The organism is Streptomyces sp. NBC_01476, assembly GCF_036227265.1.
In the GTDB taxonomy this organism is placed as follows: Bacteria; Actinomycetota; Actinomycetes; order Streptomycetales; family Streptomycetaceae; genus Actinacidiphila.
This window is the reverse complement of the sequence record NZ_CP109446.1, coordinates 5,420,037-5,436,632: the sequence shown is the minus strand read 5'-3', so window position 1 is coordinate 5,436,632 and position 16,596 is coordinate 5,420,037. Positions and strand designations below refer to the sequence as shown.

Below are 16,596 nucleotides of genomic sequence, written 5' to 3'. Positions count from 1 at the left end.
CCCGGAGTAGCCTGGCCGCGGAGTACGAACGGACGAGGAGGCCCCGTATGGCCGCAGGCTCCCCCCGGGTCTTCGTCTCGCACCTGTCCGGCATCGCCGTCTTCGACCCCACCGGCGACCAGGTGGGCCGGGTCCGCGACGTCGTGGTCATGCTGAGGGTCGGCGGCCGGCCGCCGCGTGTCCTCGGCCTGGTCGTCGAGGTGATCAGCCGGCGGCGGATCTTCCTGCCGATGACCCGGGTCACCGGCGTCGAGTCCGGCCAGGTGATCACCACCGGCGTGCTCAACATGCGGCGCTTCGAGCAGCGGCCGACCGAGACGCTGGTGCTGGGCGAGCTGCTGGACCGCCGGGTACGGCTGGTCGAGCCGGAGACCACCGAGACGACCGCCGCGACCGAGGCGTCCGAGCAGGGCACCGAGGACGGGGCCCGCGCGGGCGAGGAGGTCACCGTCCTGGATGTGTCGATGGCGCAGCTGCCCGCCCGCCGGGAGTGGGAGATCGACAAGGTCTTCGTCCGCCGCGGCAAGTCCGGGGCGCTGCGCCGCAAGGGGGAGACGCTGACCGTCGACTGGTCGTCGGTGACCGGTTTCCGGCTGGCCGAGGACAGCCAGGGCGCGGAGAACCTGGTGGCGACCTTCGAGCAGCTGCGCCCGGCCGACCTGGCCAACGTGCTGCACCACCTCTCCCCCAAGCGCCGCGGCGAGGTCGCCATCGCGCTGGACGACGACCGGCTGGCGGACGTGCTCGAAGAGCTGCCGGACGACGACCAGGTGGAGATCCTCACCAAGCTCAAGGACGAGCGCGCCGCCGACGTGCTGGAGGCGATGGACCCGGACGACGCCGCCGACCTGCTGGCCGAGCTCTCCGACGACGAGCAGGAGCGGCTGCTCAGGCTGATGCAGCCGCAGGAGGCCGCGGGCGTACGGCGGCTGCTGTCGTACGAGGAGCGGACCGCGGGCGGCCTGATGACGACCGAGCCGATCGTGCTGCGCCCCAACGCCACCGTCGCCGACGCGCTGGCCCGCATCCGCAACCCGGACCTGTCGCCGGCGCTCGCCGCGCAGGTGTACGTGTGCCGGCCGCCGGACGAGACGCCGACCGGCAAGTACCTGGGCCTGGTGCACTTCCAGCGGCTGCTGCGCGACCCGCCGTTCACCCTGCTGGGGTCGATCGTGGACACCGACCTGCACCCGCTCGACCCGGAGACCCCGCTGCCGTCGGTGACCAGCTTCCTGGCCACGTACAACATGATCTCGGCGCCGGTGGTGGACGAGAGCGGGTCCCTGCTGGGCGCGGTGACGGTGGACGACGTGCTGGACCACCTGCTGCCGGAGGACTGGCGGGAGACGGATCTGCACGGCGCCGTGGACCGCGGGGCGGAGGACGGCAGCGACGATCCGGACGACGCCGAGCGGGCGCCGTACGAGCCGGCGCAGGAGGCGGGCACCGGCAATGGCCGCTGACGAGCGGGTCCGCGACCCGCAGCGCCGCCGGCAGCCGCGCTCCCGGGTCCGCCTGGACCAGCCGCGCGACACCACCCGGCGCAGCCTGCTGCCGGCCTACGACCCGGAGGCGTTCGGCAAGTTCTCCGAGCGGATCGCCCGCTTCCTTGGCACCGGACGGTTCATCGTCTGGATGACCGCGGTCATCATCGTCTGGGTGCTGTGGAACGTCTTCGCGCCCGAGCCCATGCGGTTCGACCAGTACCCCTTCATCTTCCTGACCCTGATGCTGTCCCTGCAGGCGTCGTACGCGGCGCCGCTGATCCTGCTGGCGCAGAACCGGCAGGACGATCGCGACCGGGTCAACCTGGAACAGGACCGCGCGCAGAACGAGCGCTCCATCGCCGACACCGAGTACCTGACCCGGGAAGTGGCCGCGCTGCGGGTGAACCTCGGCGAGGTCGCCACCCGTGACTGGATCCGCTCCGAGCTCCAGGACCTGCTCAAGGAGTTCGAGGAGCGGCAGTCCGGCGGTCCCGCCCACCGCACCAGGCACCCGTACGGCCCGCGGCCGGGGCGCGGTGACGAAACCGACGGGCGGGGTCGCTGAACAGCCCCCCGCCGTCGCCGTACCATCGTCGGTATGGCTACCACCACGTACAGCTCCACGCCGACCGACGAGGCCGTCCGCGCCGCGCTCGCGACCGTGAACGACCCGGAGATCCACAAACCGATCACCGATCTCGGCATGGTGAAGTCCGTGGACATCGGCGCCGACGGCACGGTGGCGGTGACCGTGTATCTGACCGTCTCCGGCTGCCCGATGCGCGACACCATCACCAGCCTGGTGACCACGGCCGTCGGCCAGGTGCCCGGGGTCTCCTCGGTGGACGTCACGCTGGATGTGATGAGTGACGAGCAGCGCCGCGAGCTGGCGTCGTCGCTGCGCGGCGGGCAGGCCGAGCGGGAGATCCCGTTCGCCCAGCCGGGTTCGCTGACCCGGGTGTACGCGGTGGCGTCCGGCAAGGGCGGCGTCGGCAAGTCCTCGGTGACGGTGAACCTGGCCGCGGCGATGGCCGCCGACGGCCTGAAGGTCGGCGTGGTCGACGCGGACATCTACGGTCACAGCGTGCCCCGCATGCTCGGCGTGGAAGGGCGACCCACGCAGGTCGAGAACATGATCATGCCGCCCGCCGCCAACGGGGTGAAGGTGATCTCGATCGGCATGTTCACCCCGGGCAACGCGCCGGTGGTCTGGCGCGGCCCGATGCTCCACCGGGCGCTCCAGCAGTTCCTCGCCGACGTCTACTGGGGTGACCTGGACGTCCTGCTGCTGGACCTGCCGCCCGGCACCGGTGACATCGCCATCTCGGTCGCCCAGCTGGTGCCGAACGCGGAGATCCTGGTGGTGACCACCCCGCAGCAGGCCGCCGCCGAGGTCGCCGAGCGGGCCGGCTCCATCGCGGTCCAGACCCACCAGAAGATCGTCGGCGTGGTGGAGAACATGGCGGGCATGCCGTGCCCGCACTGCGACGAGATCGTCGAGGTCTTCGGTACCGGCGGCGGCGACCGCGTCGCCGAGGGGCTCTCCCGCACCACGGGTACGACCGTCCCGGTGCTCGGCCGCATCCCGATCGACATCCGGCTGCGCGAGGGCGGCGACGACGGCCGTCCGGTGGCCCTGTCCCACCCCGAGTCCGCGGCGGGAGCGGCCCTGCGGACCATCGCCGGCAAGCTGGGCGGCCGTGCCCGCGGCCTGGCGGGGATGTCGCTGGGGATCACCCCGCGCAACAAGTTCTAGGCCCGCACAGCGAGAACCGCCGGGGCCGGCTCCTGGTCAGGAGCCGGCCCCGGCGGTTCTGTACGCGGTTCAGCCTTCGTAGGTCGTCAGGTCGCGCACCACGGACAGCCCGAGCCCGTAGGCGCTCATGCCCCGCCCGTACGCCCCGAGGTGGACCCCCCGGGCGGCGCCGGCCATCACCCAGCCGTACTCGGACTCGCGGTAGTGGAACGGCGTCGGCTCCCCGTCCACGGGCAGCGTGAGGGTGGACCATCCGGGTCCCGTCAGCTCGTCCGCCATCTCCCAGGCCGCCGCCGTCTGCTGGTCGAGCCAGTCGTCGCGCAGCGCCCGCTCCATGTAGGTGGGCCAGGTGCAGGACAGCAGGCCCGAGCCGGCCAGCCAGGCCGCGGACGCGACGGATGTCTCCTCCAGGACGCCGGTGCCGTCGGCGCTGCGCCGTCCCGGGCGCTGTGCCACCGTCACGACCACGGCGAACCTCTGTCCCTCGGGGTCGCTCGCCTCCGCCTTGAGGGACGGCTCGTCGCCGTGCCCTGTCGAGCCGTGTTCCACCGTGCCGTCCGCGCTGACACCGACGGTTCCGAGCCAGCGGTGTCCGGTGAACGCCTGATCCAGCCCGTACCACGGAAAGTCGGCCATCAAGTAGCCGTCGACCGCCCCCTGTGCCGTGCCGGTCTTCGTCTCCATATGGGTAGCGCCTCCTCCAGTGCCCTTATGGGCGACGCCATCTTGCCCGACCCTGGGTGGGTTCGGGGCACGAAACGGCGGGGGGGTGACGGCTGACACACGGACAACGGTCAACCAATCGGGTGAAATCAGTCGTACTGACTGTTCAGCTGGACAGCTGAGGTTTGCCGCCCGTCAGCGCTGAGCAGATTGTCAGGTCGCGTCGGAGTCGAACGGCGGCGGCTCGTCCTGGCCGAGCTTCTCGGTCTTGCGCAGCCGGTCCGGGGTGGCGGTCTCGGTCGCGGTGGCCGCGGCGGCCCCGCCCGACGCCCTGGTGCCCGGCTCCACGCCGTTCACCACGTCGGTGACCTCGGTCAAGTCCTTGCGCAGGTCGGTGACTTCGGACATCTCCTTGCGGAGGTCAAAGCTGTTGCGCAGATCCTTGAGCTCCTTGAGGCCGTACTCGTCCTCTTCGCCCTCCAGCAGGTTCTTCCGGATGAAGGTCTTGGGGTTCAGGTCCTCGAACTCGAAGTCCTTGAACTCCGGGCCCAGCTCCCGGCGGATGTCCTCCTTGGCGCTGTCGGAGAACTCCCGCACCTTCCGGATGAACTGCATCACGTCCTGGATGACCTTCGGCAGCTTGTCCGGACCGAAGACGAGTACGGCAAGGACTACGAGCGCGACCAGCTCAAGCGGGCCTATGTCGAAGAACACCGTGCAGCTCCTTGGGACGTCCACGACCGGCTGGGCAGGGGCCGGCGCACTTTACGGTACCCGCCGCCGCGGTCGGTACGGGAGTGGCCCGGCCAACACTACGTCGCCAGGGGGTGAAGGTGGACCCCCGAACGGGTGCTGGTCCGGCCACTCCCGTCCGCCGGTCAGCGCAGGACGACGGTGGAGCGGGCCGGCTGGGCCACCGCCGGGGTCACCAGCGGCACCGGTCCCGGCTCCGGCAGCGACACCGAGGTGGCCGTGTTCACCGTACGGGCGGCGGGGGCGCGGGTGATCCGCTCCTCGGCGCCGAGCACCCCGCGCGGGGTCACCCCGCGGGTGTCGGAGACCGAGTTGGCGCTCAGCGGACTGACCGCCGGGCCGTCGTCGGGCCGGGCGCCGCCGTCGACCGCCGCCTCCATCGGGAGCGCGCCGCCGATGGCGATGGCCGCCATCGAGAAGGCGCCGGCCGCCGCGAAAGCGAACCTGCGGCCCCGGGACGTACTGGAGACGGGGTGGGCGCTCCCGGCGGCGGCTGCCGCCGGTTCATGGATACGGAAGCCGCGCGACCGGGAGCCGGCCGGGGCCAGCAGGTCACGGGCCGGACCCAGGTACGAGAACCGGCCGGAACCGAGCGGGCCGGAGCCCAGCAGGCCGCCGTCGAAGGGCCCTGCGGGCTCCTCACCGAGCTGCGGTGCCGGTACGGCGGTGGCGTCGTCGGCCTGGGGGCCGTCGGCGGTCACCGGGCCGCCGGGGCCGCCCGGGTCCCATGGACCGCCGCGGCCGTGGCCGTCACCGGCGCCCATGCCGGGCAGACCCTGCAGCCGCGCGAGCAGACCGGCCGATATGGCCGGCAGCTCGGAGGCCGCGATCACACTCTTCAGCCGCCGCTGCTCGGCAGCTGCGGCCTTGCACTGCGGACATGTCGCGAGATGGGCGAGCACGCGGTCCCTGCTGTCGTCGGTCAGCTCTCCGTCGACGAACGCCGCGAGGCGGTCGCCCAGGTGCTGCTCGGCGGGCGCGGGACGTTGGGGACGATGCTCGCCTGAACCGCTACTGCTCACGCTCTCCCGCCCTCCAGGCCAGGTTTGGGTGCGGTGGCAGCAAGCGCGGGGGCCGGACGTACACCAGGTGCCCGGTGTTCCAGAGCTTTACGCAGGTGGGAGCGACCGCGGTGGATCCTGCTCCGAACCGTGCCGAGCTTCACACCGAGGGTCGCGGCGATCTCCTCGTACGACAGTCCCTCGATGTCACAGAGCACCACCGCGGCACGGAACTCCGGGGCGAGGGTGTCCAGCGCCTGCTGGACGTCCGCGTCGAAGTGCGTGTCGTTGAAGTGCTGTGCGGGGGACGGCTCGCGGCTGGGCAGTCGCTCAGCCGCGTCGTCGCCGAGTGCGTCGAAGCGGATCCGCTGCCGGCGCCGCACCATGTCCAGGAAGAGGTTCGTGGTGATGCGGTGCAGCCAGCCCTCGAAGGTGCCGGGTGTGTAGGTGGACAGGGAGCGGAAGACCCGCACGAAGACCTCTTGGGTGAGGTCCTCCGCGTCGTGCTGGTTGCCGGTCAGCCGATAGGCCAGCCGGTACACCCGGGCACTGTGCGTACTGACGATCTCCTCCCAGGAAGGAGGCGTCCACGACTGAGCGTCCCCGTCGGTGGCGAAGGTCGCGGTGGTCACGGAGTTCGCGTCGGCGGAGTTTTTTTCGCGTGAACGATCATCAGCGGTGTTGGTCACGGATTTCGGCTGTCCGGCGGACCTGCGAAAGTGCGGAAGCACTCTCCGGTCACCGGCCGCAGCCGCACCTCCCCTGTCGGCTCTGGTGGTGTCCAGTAGAGCCCCTACCATAGCCACCTCGCCCGTTAGCTCCGGATAAATGCGCTGCTGTCAAGGCGTATGAGCTCCGACAAGCCTTCGCGGCCCATACGCCTCATTTATGTTCCGCCTGCCTAACGCACGGTCCCATCTGCTGGTTCCCGGCCCCAGCGGATACAGTCGCCGACGGGCCTCGCGGCCAGGGAGACGCAAGGCTGAGCACAGTGGTGACAGGGAGAGGGCCATTACCGGCAACCGGCAGGCGAGCTGGGCGTTCGCGGACGCGTTCGTCGCCGAGGACGACGCCCTGATACGTGCCCGCGGCCATGCGCATGTGGCGGGGCTGCGGCCGGTCTCACCTGGGACGGGGGCGACGCTGCGGCTGCTGGCGGCGGCAGCGGACGCGAAGTCGGTGGTGGAGATCGGCACCGGGACCGGGGTCTCCGGCATTCACCTGATGCGCGGGATGCGGGCCGACGGCGTGCTCACCACCGTCGACACCGAGCCGGACCGGCAGCAGCTGGCCCGGGAGTCGTACCGTGAGGCCGGCTTCGCGGCGAACCGGTCCCGTTTCATCTGCGGCCCCGCGCTGGACGTCCTGCCGCGGCTCACCGACGGCGGCTACGACCTGATCTTCTGCGACGCCGACCGGCTGGAGTACCTGGACTATCTCGACGCGTCGATGCGGCTGCTGCGGCCGGGCGGGCTGGTCTGCTTCGAGGGTGCGTTCGGCCGGGGCAAGGCGCTGGACGCCGCGCACCAGGACCCCGAGTCCCAGTGCCTCCGCGAGCTGCTCCGCGAGGTCCGCGACAGCCCGGCCCTCGCGCCGGTCCTCCTCCCCACCGACGACGGACTTCTCTGCGCGGTCCGCAACAAGTAGCCGCGCCGTGGCCGGGCGGACAAAAACCCGCGGGCAAGCCGCGGGCAACCTGCGGACAAGCCGCTGACAAGCCGGTGACAAGCCTGGGACAAGCGGCCGGCATCCGGCGCGCACCCGGTGACAAAAAGAGGCGCGGCCACTCCGGCACGGTGGGTGCTGGGGTGGCCGCGACGAATTTCGGGACCGCTGGTCTCAGACGATGGCCTTCTTCAACGCATCGCCCAGGGCGTCCGCCTCGTCCGGGGTCAGCTCGACAACAAGCCGCCCGCCGCCCTCAAGCGGAACGCGCATGATGATGCTCCGCCCCTCCTTGGTCACCTCGAGCGGGCCGTCACCCGTCCGCGGCTTCATGGCCGCCATGCTCGTTCCCCTTCCTGAAACCAGCTCGGACTCGAACACATTGGTTCTCGGCCATTATCCCGCATCGCGCGACCCGATGACCAACTTCATCCGAAGCAATGTTCTGACCTGCACTGATAGCGACCAAATCGGCCGTGACCTGCTAGGACAGGTCGAGAGGCGGTCAGCGGCAACCAGAGCAACCCACTCCGATTCGGCCCGGATTCGCCCCAGGCAGCCGACGGCAGTCAGGGGGAGTCACGAGCGCGATTCTTCTGATCTTACCTGGTCAGCGGCATCGGGTGGCGCCTGCCTCGGATCGGGGCCCGGTCCGGGAAATCCACCGGCCGGGAAATCCGTGCGGGACGGCGGCTCGCGGCGGGGTCCCGGGTGCGGTCCCGAGGGCGGTCCCAGGTGCGGCGGCCGGGCGGGGATGCCGGGTGCTGCGGCCGGCGCGCGGGTGACCGCCGTCGCCGGTGGTCACCCGCGCCTCGCGGCGGTGGAATCCCGTCATCACGCCCACGAAGCGTCCCCCGGCGCTCGTGGCCGTCACGGCGGGACCGCCCGGCGCGGCGCCGTCCGCCCCCCGCACGGCGCCGCACCCCCCCGTTGGCACCCGTGGCCTCCGCGGGGACCGCGGGGGATCACGAGCACGCTGGTGCGCCGCCGTGCGGCGGCGGTGCGGTACCTCCCCGGTCCGATGAGGCGGGCGGGGGCTCGGGGACCCGGCCCGAGTGGGCCGGACCGGAGGAGGCACGACCAAGGATGACCCCGCGCCGGGGGCCTGTCGTTATCCCTCGGTCGCCGGCCGCGTTGGCAATGCGTGAACCACCGCAGGTCGGACCGGGTCCGGCAGCCCCGCGGGACCATCCGGCACGCCGCCGGCCCCGCCGGAATTCCCGCAGGCCCCCGCATACGGAAATACCCGGCACGCCCAAGAATTCCGTGGCACCCGCAATGAGCCACCCCCGGCACCCCGGAATTCCCCGCCCGGCACAAAAGAAATGCCGGCCCACAACGCCGGGGTTACCGCCGTTCGCCGTCCGGGGCGGTGGGCTGGTGGGAGCGGCGGCGGTGTTCTGTCGGGGGGATGCCGTAGGCGGTGCGGAAGGCGCGGGCGAAGTCGGCGGCGCGGGGGAAGCCCCAGCGGGTGGCGATGACGTGGACCGCGGTGCCGGCCAGCCCCGGGTCGGCGAGGTCGCGGTGGGCGCCTTCGAGGCGGTGCCTGCGGATGTACGCGGCCACCGACTCGTCCTCCGCCTGGAAGAGCCGGTGCAGATAACTGCGGGAGATGTGGTGCACGGTGGCGATCCGGGTGGGCGTCAGCTCGGTGTCGTGCAGATGGCGCCGGATGTAGGACTGCACCCGCAGCGTCAGCGCCCGCGTCCGGGTCTCCGGCGCGAGCGCCGACTCGATCTCCAGGTTCTGGGCCAGCATCGCCGCCACCAGGTCGACCAGCACCGTGCCCAGCCGGGGTCCGTCGACCGGCTGGTAGGGCCGGGTGTCCGCCGCGATCTGGGTGAGGAACTGCGTGAGCAGCGTGCCGACGCCCTCCCGGCCGGAGACGTGCCGGCCGATCACCTGGTCCATCCGGGCCTGGGGCAGCGGCAGCAGCGCCTTGGGTATCTCGATGCCCACCGACGAGATGGGGCCGCGGCCGGTCCAGATCTCGTACGGCCGCGAGGAGTCGTTGGTGTGGAAGTCGAACGCCCCGTAGGTGTTCTCCCGCCGGCCCCAGGTCACCCCTGCCTTCCCGCTCAGGAGCAGCGAGAGGTGGTAGACCTCCGGATCGGACTGCCGGATCAGCCGCGGGGTCCTGATGAACACCAACTGCTGGAAGGTGGCGGGCCACATGGACACCGCGCCGAGTTCGATCAGCCGCTGGTGCGCCCGGAAGTCCGCGGCGGCCTCACTCTCCAGCCGCAGGGGCGCGTGCGTACGGTTCATCAGGTCGCGCCAGGCGTCGAACCGGTCGGCGGCCGGTATGTCCTCGCTGCGGAACACGGTCTCGGTCAGCATCCCTCGTCACCAGCTCCCCTCGGCATGCGTCACCGTAGGCTCCCACCCCGCTCCGCGGGCCGGCCACAGCCCCCACACGCGCCGGCGACCGTGCCATGACCGGAGCAGTGACCGTGCCGGCGACCGGTGGCGGGGGAAACCGCTGACCGGCCCCCGGAAAGACATCGCCGGCCGCGCCCGCGAAAAGCGGTGATCGCCGCGGTCACCGCATTTCCCGGTGCCGCGCCCTCCGAATGCCCCCCTGAATGCACCCCGAATACCCCCGCATTCCGCTCACTTCCCGCTCGCTTTCCGCTCACCGGGAAATCGCCCGCCCGGTGACCCGTACGGCGCCCGCGCCGCGTCCGTCCCGTTTGACGTTCGTCACATGTCCGTCCGCCGCCGGGTCCGGCATCCTGGCCGGGACACTTGCCGCGACGAAGGGGTTCTGGCATGGCCGACAGCGTGCTGTACGAGGTGGGTGACGGGCTGGCGACCGTCACGCTGAACCGACCCGAGGCGATGAACGCGCTCGACACGCGGACCAAGGACGCCCTGCGGGACGTGCTCCGTGAGGCGGCGGCCGACGAGGCGGTCCGGGCGGTGCTGCTGACCGCCGCCGGGCGGGCGTTCTGCGTCGGGCAGGACCTCAAGGAGCACGTCGGGATCCTGGCGGCCGGCGGCGGCCTGACGACTGTCGCCGAGCACTACAACCCGATCACCACCGCCATCGCCACCATGCCGAAGCCGGTGGTCGCCGGGATCAACGGGGTGGCGGCGGGCGCCGGCGCGGGCTTCGCCTTCGCCGCGGACTACCGGGTGGCCGCGGACACCGCCTCGTTCAACACCGCCTTCGCCGGGGTCGCGCTCGGCGCCGACTCGGGCCTGTCCTGGACGCTCCCCCGGCTCGTCGGCCACGGCCGGGCCGCCGACCTGCTGCTCTTCCCGCGCTCGGTGAAGGCCGACGAGGCGCTGGCCATCGGCCTGGTGCACCGGGTGGTGCCGGCCGCGGACCTGCCCGCCGAGGCGCTGGCGGTGGCCCGCGCCCTCGCCGCCGGCCCGACCGTGGCGTACGCGGCCCTGAAGGAGGCGCTCGCCTACGGCGCCGGCCACTCGCTGGTGGAGTCCCTCGCCAAGGAGGACGAGCTCCAGACCCGGGCGGGCGCCACCGAGGACCACCGCACGGCGGTCTCGGCGTTCGTCGCCAAGCAGGTCCCGCGGTTCGAAGGCCGCTGACCGCCCGGGACCCGTCCCGGGACCCGCCCGGGACCCCGCCCCCGGCCCGCCCTGCCTAGACCGGCCCCACCCGCGCGCTGCACCCCGCCAGGTGGTCGTTGACCAGGCCGCACGCCTGCATCAGCGCGTAGGCCGTGGTGGGCCCGACGAACTTGAAGCCGCGCTTCTTGAGGTCCTTCGCCAGCGCCACGGACTCCGTGGTGGTGGCGGGGACCTGGGCGGTGGAGACCGGCGCGGGCCGCAGGGCGGGGTCCGGGGCGTAGGACCAGATCAGGGCGTCCAGGCCGCCTTCGTGGCCCTCCCGGACGGTACGGGCGGCGGCCGCGTTGGTGATCGCCGCGTCGATCTTCGCCCGGTTCCGGATGATGCCGGCGTCGTTCAGCAGCCGGGTCCTGTCCTCGTCGGTGAAGGCCGCCACCGTGTCGATCTTGAAGCCGCCGAAAGCCGCCCGGAAGCTCTCCCGGCGCCGCAGGATGGTGATCCAGGACAGCCCCGACTGGAACGCCTCCAGGCAGATCCGCTCGAAGAGGGCGTCGTCGCCGTGCACCGGCCGCCCCCACTCCTGGTCGTGGTACGCGATGTAGTCGGGCGCGGACAGCCCCCACGGACAGCGGGCCAGTCCGTCCTCACCGACCACCACTCCGCCCGGGTCACTCACCGGCGTCGTCGTCCGTGTGCGGGTACAGCGGCGCGTTCGCGGGCGGCGCGGGGTCCTCCTTGAGCAGAGTCGCCCCGTGCGGCTGCCCGATCGCCTGGACGCCCGCCAGGGACGTCTCCAGCTCGGCGATCCGCGCGTCGCGCTCGGCGAGTTCCGCGCCGAGCCGGTCGAGCACCTCGTCCACGTCGAGCATCCGGTAGCCGCGCACCGCCACCGGCAGCCGTACCGCGTCGATGTCCGACCGCAGCAGCGGCCGGTCCGGGGGCAGCCGGTCCTCCAGCCGGTCGGGGTCGGAGTCCTTCAGCGCGCCGCCGTCGCCGAGCACGGCCATGGCCACGGCGGCGACCACCACGACGAGCGCGATGAGCATGAACCAGAACAAGTCGATCTCCCGGGACTCGGGCCGGGCAGGCCCGGGGCCTGCCGTACATGTCAGGCACGATCGTGCCACGATCGCATGAGTCTGAGATGAGGAGCGGCAGTGGCACTTCGGCTGGGAACCCGGGAATTCGGCGAGCGGGAGCCGGTGATCATGGCGATCGTGAACCGTACACCCGATTCCTTCTACGACCAGGGGGCCACCTTCACCGATGAACCGGCGCTGGAGCGTGTCGCCCAGGTGGTCGAGGAGGGCGCCGCGATCGTGGACATCGGCGGCGTCAAGGCGGGTCCGGGCGACGAGGTGTCGGCGGCCGAGGAGATCCGCCGTACGGTCTCCTTCGTCGCCGAGGTGCGCCGCCGCCACCCGGACGTGGTGATCAGCGTCGACACCTGGCGGCACGAGGTCGGCGAGGCGGTCTGCGAGGCGGGCGCGGACCTGCTCAACGACGTGTGGGGCGGGATCGACCCGAAGCTCGCGGAGATCGCCGCCCGCTACGGCGCCGGGCTGGTGTGCACCCACGCGGGCGGGGCACAGCCGCGGACCCGGCCGCACCGGGCCGGCTACGAGGACGTGATGGCCGACATCCTGCGGGTGACCTGCGAACTGGCCGACCGGGCGGTGGCGCTCGGCGTACGGCGGGACGCGGTGCTGATCGACCCCGGGCACGACTTCAACAAGAACACCCGGCACTCGCTGGAGGCGACCCGGCGGCTGCCGGAGATGACCGCCACCGGGTGGCCGGTGCTGGTGTCACTCTCCAACAAGGACTTCGTCGGCGAGACGCTCGACAGGCCGGTGAAAGAGCGGCTGATCGGGACGCTCGCCACGACCGCGGTCTCGGCGTGGCTCGGCGCCCAGGTGTACCGGGTGCACGAGGTGGCCGAGACGCGGCAGGTGCTGGAGATGGTGGCGGCGATCGCCGGGCACCGCGAACCGCGGGTGGCGCGCCGCGGCCTCGCCTGAGGCCGGGGCAGGCGCCGGGGCCGGCGCCCTGCCCTAGGCGCTCTCCTTTGTGACCAGGGCCACTGCCTGGTCGACGTCGTCGGTGACGTGGAAGAGCTCCAGGTCCGCCGGGGACGCCTTGCCCTCGGCGATCAGGGTGGTGCGGATCCAGGAGACGAGCCCGCCCCAGTACTCCGTGCCGAAGAGCACGATCGGGAAGCGGGTGACCTTCTTGGTCTGCACGAGGGTGAGCGCCTCGAAGAGTTCGTCGAGGGTGCCGAAGCCGCCGGGCAGGACGACGAAGCCGCGCGCGTACTTCACGAACATCGTCTTGCGCACGAAGAAGTAGCGGAAGTTGACGCCGATGTCGACGTACTGGTTGAGGCCCTGCTCGAAGGGCAGCTCGATGCCGAGGCCGACCGAGACGCCGCCCGCTTCGAGCGCGCCCTTGTTGGCCGCCTCCATCGCCCCGGGTCCACCGCCGGTGATGACGGCGAAGCCCGCCTGGGCGAGGGCGCGTCCGATGCGTACGCCTGCCGCGTACTCGCGGGAGTCGACCCGGGTGCGGGCGGAGCCGAAGACGCTCACCGCGGCGCCGAGTTCGGCCAGGGTGCCGAATCCCTCGACGAACTCGGACTGGATGCGCATGACCCGCCAGGGGTCGCCGTGCACCCATTCGGTGGGGCCGTGGCTGTCGAGCAGCCGCTGGTCGGTGGTGCCGGTCTGGACCTGCCCGCGGCGGCGGACCACCGGGCCCGTCTGCCGTTCGGGCCAGCCCTTGCCGTCGGGGGTCCGTTCCGCCGCCGCGTAGGCCGCCGCGGCCTCCTCCTGGGCCTCGTCGAGACCCTCGCCGGTGTCGCCGGTGTCAGATGCTTCAGTCATACCGGAAGCGTACGCATCACGGCGCCGCGGACGGCGCCAAGGGGACCGCGCGGGGCGCCTCGATACGGCCGCTGAGCCAGGTGAAGGCGTCGGGGAACATCCGGCCCCAGGTCTTCCAGTTGTGACCGCCGCGGGTCATCCGCAGGACGGTGACGGTGGCCGGCGGCCGGACCGCGGCGCTGATCCGGTCGGCGAATCCCGGCGGGCTCTCCGGGTCCTGCAGGCTCGACTCGACCAGCAACTGGACCCTGGGGCGGGTGTTGCGGGCCAGCCACAGCGGGGAGCGGACGCCGTCGGCGGGGTTGTCAGGGGCGAGGGCCGCGGCGGCGGTGAAGGTGCCGGGGTGTTCCAGGGCGAGCCGGGCGGCGCAGTAGCCGCCGGTGGAGATGCCCATCACGGCCCAGCCGCGCGGGGCGGGCAGGGTACGGAAGTTGGTGGTGACGGTCCGCACCACGTCGTCGGTGAGCCAGGTGGCGACCCTGCTCTTGCCGGGTACGTCGGCGCAGCCGGTGTTCACCCGGTCGGGGGTGATCGTCGGCAGCACCAGGATCGCCGGCTCGGCGCGGCCCTGGGTGATCTGGTCCTGCATGATCTGCCCGAGCCGCATGCCGCGCAGGAAGCTGTGCGGGGTGCCGGGTATGCCGTGCAGCACCTCGATGACCGGGAAGCGGGTGTGGGCGTACTCCTTCTTGGCGTACTGCGGCGGCAGCCAGACGATCACGTCACCCTTCGTACCGGAGTGCCAGCCGTGCACGGTGGCCTTGCGGAAGCCCTGGGTGTACGCGGTGAAGGTGACCCGGTAGTCGGGGACCGCGGGGGGCGGCGGGGCCTGGGCGGAGACGGTCCTGCCGCCGCCCGCGTTGGCCTGGCCGAGCAGGTCGGCCCAGGAGGCGTAGAAGCCGTTCTGGTCGTTCACGGTGACCATCACCACGAGTATCGCGGTGAGCTGGCAGAGCACGATCATGCCGACGCGGGCGGCGGTGCGGATCGCGCGGGGGCCGCGGACCTTGGACCAGAGCAGGACGGCGGCGGCGACCGCGGCGACCGCCACGGCGCAGAGCAGGAGTGCGAACGTGCCGCTGGTCAGCCCCACTGTGTGCCCTCTTCCCCCCGGCCGTCCCTGACCGGACGTGCCCGATCACACCATGCCGGGATTGAGGACCCTTACGCACCCCTGTTCGGTTGCTTCGGTTGCCGCGGGTTTTGCTCTGGTTTACGAGGTCGGCTCGGCGCGGCCGGCTTTACGCGGTCGGCTTACGCGGTTGGCTTACCCGGTCAGCCACTGGCGGAGCTTCTGCTCGGCCGCCACGATGGCGGCGACCGGGACGTTCTCCTCGCGGGTGTGGGCGAGGGTGGGGTCGCCGGGGCCGTAGTTCACCGCGGGGATACCGAGGGCGGAGAAGCGGGCGACGTCGGTCCAGGACTCCTTGGCGGCAGGCGGGACGCCGATCGCCTCGACGAAGGCCGCGGCGGCGGGGTGCGACAGACCCGGGAGGGCGCCGGGGGCGCTGTCGGTCGGTACGACGTGGAAGCCGGCGAAGATGTCGCGGACCCGGTCCAGCGCTTCGGCTTCGCTCTGGTCGGGCGAGAAGCGGTAGTTGACGGTGACGGCGCAGCTGTCCGGGATGACGTTGCCGGCGTGGCCGCCTTCGATCATGACCGCGTTGAGGCCCTCGGGGTAGACCAGGCCGTCGATCTCGACCTTGCGGGGCTGGTAGCCGGCGAGGACGGCGAGGATCGGGGCGGCCTTGTGGATGGCGTTCTCGCCGAGCCAGCTGCGGGCGGAGTGGGCGCGGCGGCCGGTGGTCTCGACGCGGACGCGGAGGGTGCCCTGGCAGCCGCCGTCGACCCGGCCGCCGGTCGGCTCCATCAGGACGGCGAAGTCGGCGGCGAGCCAGTCGGGGTGGTGGTCGACGAGGCGGGCGAGGCCGTTGAACTCGGCGGCGATCTCTTCGGCGTCGTAGAAGACGTAGGTGAGGTCGCGGTTGGGGGCGGTGAGGGTGGCGGCGAGCTTCAGCTGGACGGCGAGGCCGGCCTTCATGTCGGAGGTGCCGCAGCCCCAGAGCAGGCCGTTGTCGTCGAGCCGTGAGGGCAGGTTGCCGGCGATCGGCACGGTGTCGAGGTGGCCGGCGAGCACGACGCGCTCGGCGCGGCCGAAATCGGTCCGCGCGACGACGGCGTCCCCGTCCCGGTCCACCCGCACGTGCGGGACGCCCCGCAGCGCGTCCTCCACCAGATCGGCCAGCCGCTTCTCCTCCCGGCTCACCGATTCCACGTCCACCAGCCGCGCCGTCAACGCGACGACATCCCCGTCAATCCCCAGCCCATCACCCATCCCCCGACCCTACCGGCCCCCCGCGGCCCCCAAACCGCCGCCGCGGCGGGACGCGGAACGAACCGACCCGGCGGCCCCAAGCCCAGCGCAACCCACTCGCCCCCCAGAAGACCGCCGCCGGCAACGAGCCCAAGCACCAGCGGGCCCCGGGGGCGGCCCCGCGGCCCCCAAACCGCCGCCGCGGCGAGACGCGGAACGAACCGACCCGGCGGTGCCGAGCGCAGCGCAACCCACCCGCCCCCCAGAAGACCGCCGCCAGCAGCGAGCCCAAGCACCAGCGGGCCCCGGGGGCGGCCCCGCCCCCCAAACCGCCGCCACGGCGAGACGCGGGACAGACCGACCCGGCGGTCCCGAGCCCAGCGCAACCCACCCGCCCCCCAGAAGACCGCCGCCAGCAGCGAGCCCAAGCACCAGCGGGCCCCGGGGGCGGCCCCGCGGCCCCCAAACCGCCGCCGCGGCGGGACGCGGAACGAACCGACCCGGCGGTGCCGAGCGCAGCGCAACCCAGCCGCGGCCG

17 protein-coding genes are annotated in these 16,596 nt (G+C 72.4%); 6 read left to right on the top strand and 11 right to left on the bottom strand.

Translation table 11 applies throughout. The features are described from left to right. Nucleotides 1–47 precede the first annotated feature (47 nt). From OG552_RS23875 to OG552_RS23865, 3 genes are read left to right on the top strand one after another with little or no spacing between them, the layout of a single operon-like run. Nucleotides 48–1,463, top strand: a complete 1,416-nt coding sequence (locus OG552_RS23875) for a magnesium transporter MgtE N-terminal domain-containing protein (protein ID WP_329136157.1) — start codon at nucleotides 48–50, stop codon at nucleotides 1,461–1,463. Beyond that, nucleotides 1,453–2,052: a DUF1003 domain-containing protein gene (locus OG552_RS23870; RefSeq protein WP_329136155.1), complete on the top strand. Its 600-nt coding sequence runs from the start codon at nucleotides 1,453–1,455 to the stop codon at nucleotides 2,050–2,052. Before OG552_RS23875 ends, OG552_RS23870 begins: the two co-directional genes overlap by 11 nt. Before the next feature lie 33 nt (nucleotides 2,053–2,085). Next, nucleotides 2,086–3,243 carry an Mrp/NBP35 family ATP-binding protein gene (locus OG552_RS23865; RefSeq protein WP_329136153.1) on the top strand — a complete coding sequence of 386 codons (1,158 nt, stop codon included), beginning with the start codon at nucleotides 2,086–2,088 and terminating at the stop codon, nucleotides 3,241–3,243. A 69-nt stretch (nucleotides 3,244–3,312) separates the two neighbouring features. Here OG552_RS23865 and OG552_RS23860 read toward each other — a convergent pair whose 3' ends face one another. From OG552_RS23860 to sigE, 4 genes are all read right to left on the bottom strand, one after another. After that, nucleotides 3,313–3,927 carry a hypothetical protein gene (locus OG552_RS23860; RefSeq protein ID WP_329136151.1) on the bottom strand — a complete coding sequence of 205 codons (615 nt, stop codon included), beginning with the start codon at nucleotides 3,925–3,927 and terminating at the stop codon, nucleotides 3,313–3,315. A gap of 192 nt (nucleotides 3,928–4,119) precedes the next feature. Then, nucleotides 4,120–4,620 carry a sec-independent translocase gene (locus OG552_RS23855; RefSeq protein ID WP_329136149.1) on the bottom strand — a complete coding sequence of 167 codons (501 nt, stop codon included), beginning with the start codon at nucleotides 4,618–4,620 and terminating at the stop codon, nucleotides 4,120–4,122. A gap of 164 nt (nucleotides 4,621–4,784) precedes the next feature. Beyond that, nucleotides 4,785–5,681 (bottom strand): anti-sigma factor family protein, encoded by an 897-nt coding sequence (locus tag OG552_RS23850; RefSeq protein ID WP_443071013.1) that lies wholly within the window; start codon nucleotides 5,679–5,681, stop codon nucleotides 4,785–4,787. Continuing rightward, the gene (gene sigE / locus OG552_RS23845; protein ID WP_329136147.1) at nucleotides 5,678–6,460 is read right to left on the bottom strand and encodes an RNA polymerase sigma factor SigE; all 783 of its coding nucleotides are present in this window, start codon (nucleotides 6,458–6,460) and stop codon (nucleotides 5,678–5,680) included. Before sigE ends, OG552_RS23850 begins: the two co-directional genes overlap by 4 nt. A gap of 88 nt (nucleotides 6,461–6,548) precedes the next feature. On the opposite strand from sigE, the gene OG552_RS23840 reads away from it, so the two are divergent. Beyond that, complete coding sequence (locus OG552_RS23840; protein ID WP_329136146.1) at nucleotides 6,549–7,307, top strand: O-methyltransferase; 759 nt, start codon at nucleotides 6,549–6,551, stop codon at nucleotides 7,305–7,307. 192 nt (nucleotides 7,308–7,499) lie between these two features. Here the strand turns inward: OG552_RS23840 and OG552_RS23835 are convergent, their stop codons facing one another. Together OG552_RS23835 and OG552_RS23830 are read right to left on the bottom strand one after the other, a co-directional pair. Beyond that, a complete protein-coding gene (locus OG552_RS23835; RefSeq protein WP_073493047.1) occupies nucleotides 7,500–7,667 on the bottom strand; it encodes a DUF3117 domain-containing protein in 168 nt (55 codons plus the stop codon). 1,005 nt (nucleotides 7,668–8,672) lie between these two features. Continuing rightward, nucleotides 8,673–9,665, bottom strand: coding sequence for a helix-turn-helix domain-containing protein (locus OG552_RS23830; protein ID WP_329136141.1), 993 nt, complete (start codon nucleotides 9,663–9,665; stop codon nucleotides 8,673–8,675). A gap of 432 nt (nucleotides 9,666–10,097) precedes the next feature. Between OG552_RS23830 and OG552_RS23825 the strand changes: the two genes are divergently transcribed. Further along, the gene (locus OG552_RS23825) at nucleotides 10,098–10,880 is read left to right on the top strand and encodes an enoyl-CoA hydratase/isomerase family protein (protein WP_329136139.1); all 783 of its coding nucleotides are present in this window, start codon (nucleotides 10,098–10,100) and stop codon (nucleotides 10,878–10,880) included. A 55-nt stretch (nucleotides 10,881–10,935) separates the two neighbouring features. Here OG552_RS23825 and OG552_RS23820 read toward each other — a convergent pair whose 3' ends face one another. Together OG552_RS23820 and OG552_RS23815 are read right to left on the bottom strand one after the other, a co-directional pair. After that, complete coding sequence (locus tag OG552_RS23820; protein WP_329136137.1) at nucleotides 10,936–11,538, bottom strand: DNA-3-methyladenine glycosylase I; 603 nt, start codon at nucleotides 11,536–11,538, stop codon at nucleotides 10,936–10,938. Beyond that, entirely contained in the window at nucleotides 11,531–11,920 is a 390-nt protein-coding gene (locus OG552_RS23815) for a DivIVA domain-containing protein (RefSeq protein WP_329136135.1), read from the bottom strand. Before OG552_RS23815 ends, OG552_RS23820 begins: the two co-directional genes overlap by 8 nt. A 150-nt stretch (nucleotides 11,921–12,070) precedes the next feature. On the opposite strand from OG552_RS23815, the gene folP reads away from it, so the two are divergent. Then, nucleotides 12,071–12,883, top strand: a complete 813-nt coding sequence (gene folP / locus OG552_RS23810; protein ID WP_329141046.1) for a dihydropteroate synthase — start codon at nucleotides 12,071–12,073, stop codon at nucleotides 12,881–12,883. A 33-nt stretch (nucleotides 12,884–12,916) separates the two neighbouring features. Here the strand turns inward: folP and OG552_RS23805 are convergent, their stop codons facing one another. From OG552_RS23805 to dapE, 3 genes are all read right to left on the bottom strand, one after another. Next, on the bottom strand, nucleotides 12,917–13,744 hold the full coding sequence (locus tag OG552_RS23805) for a TIGR00730 family Rossman fold protein (RefSeq protein ID WP_329136133.1): 828 nt from the start codon (nucleotides 13,742–13,744) through the stop codon (nucleotides 12,917–12,919). 16 nt (nucleotides 13,745–13,760) lie between these two features. Beyond that, entirely contained in the window at nucleotides 13,761–14,837 is a 1,077-nt protein-coding gene (locus tag OG552_RS23800; RefSeq protein WP_329136131.1) for an alpha/beta hydrolase, read from the bottom strand. 174 nt (nucleotides 14,838–15,011) lie between these two features. Next, a complete protein-coding gene (gene dapE / locus OG552_RS23795; RefSeq protein ID WP_329136129.1) occupies nucleotides 15,012–16,079 on the bottom strand; it encodes a succinyl-diaminopimelate desuccinylase in 1,068 nt (355 codons plus the stop codon). Nucleotides 16,080–16,596: the final 517 nt, after the last annotated feature.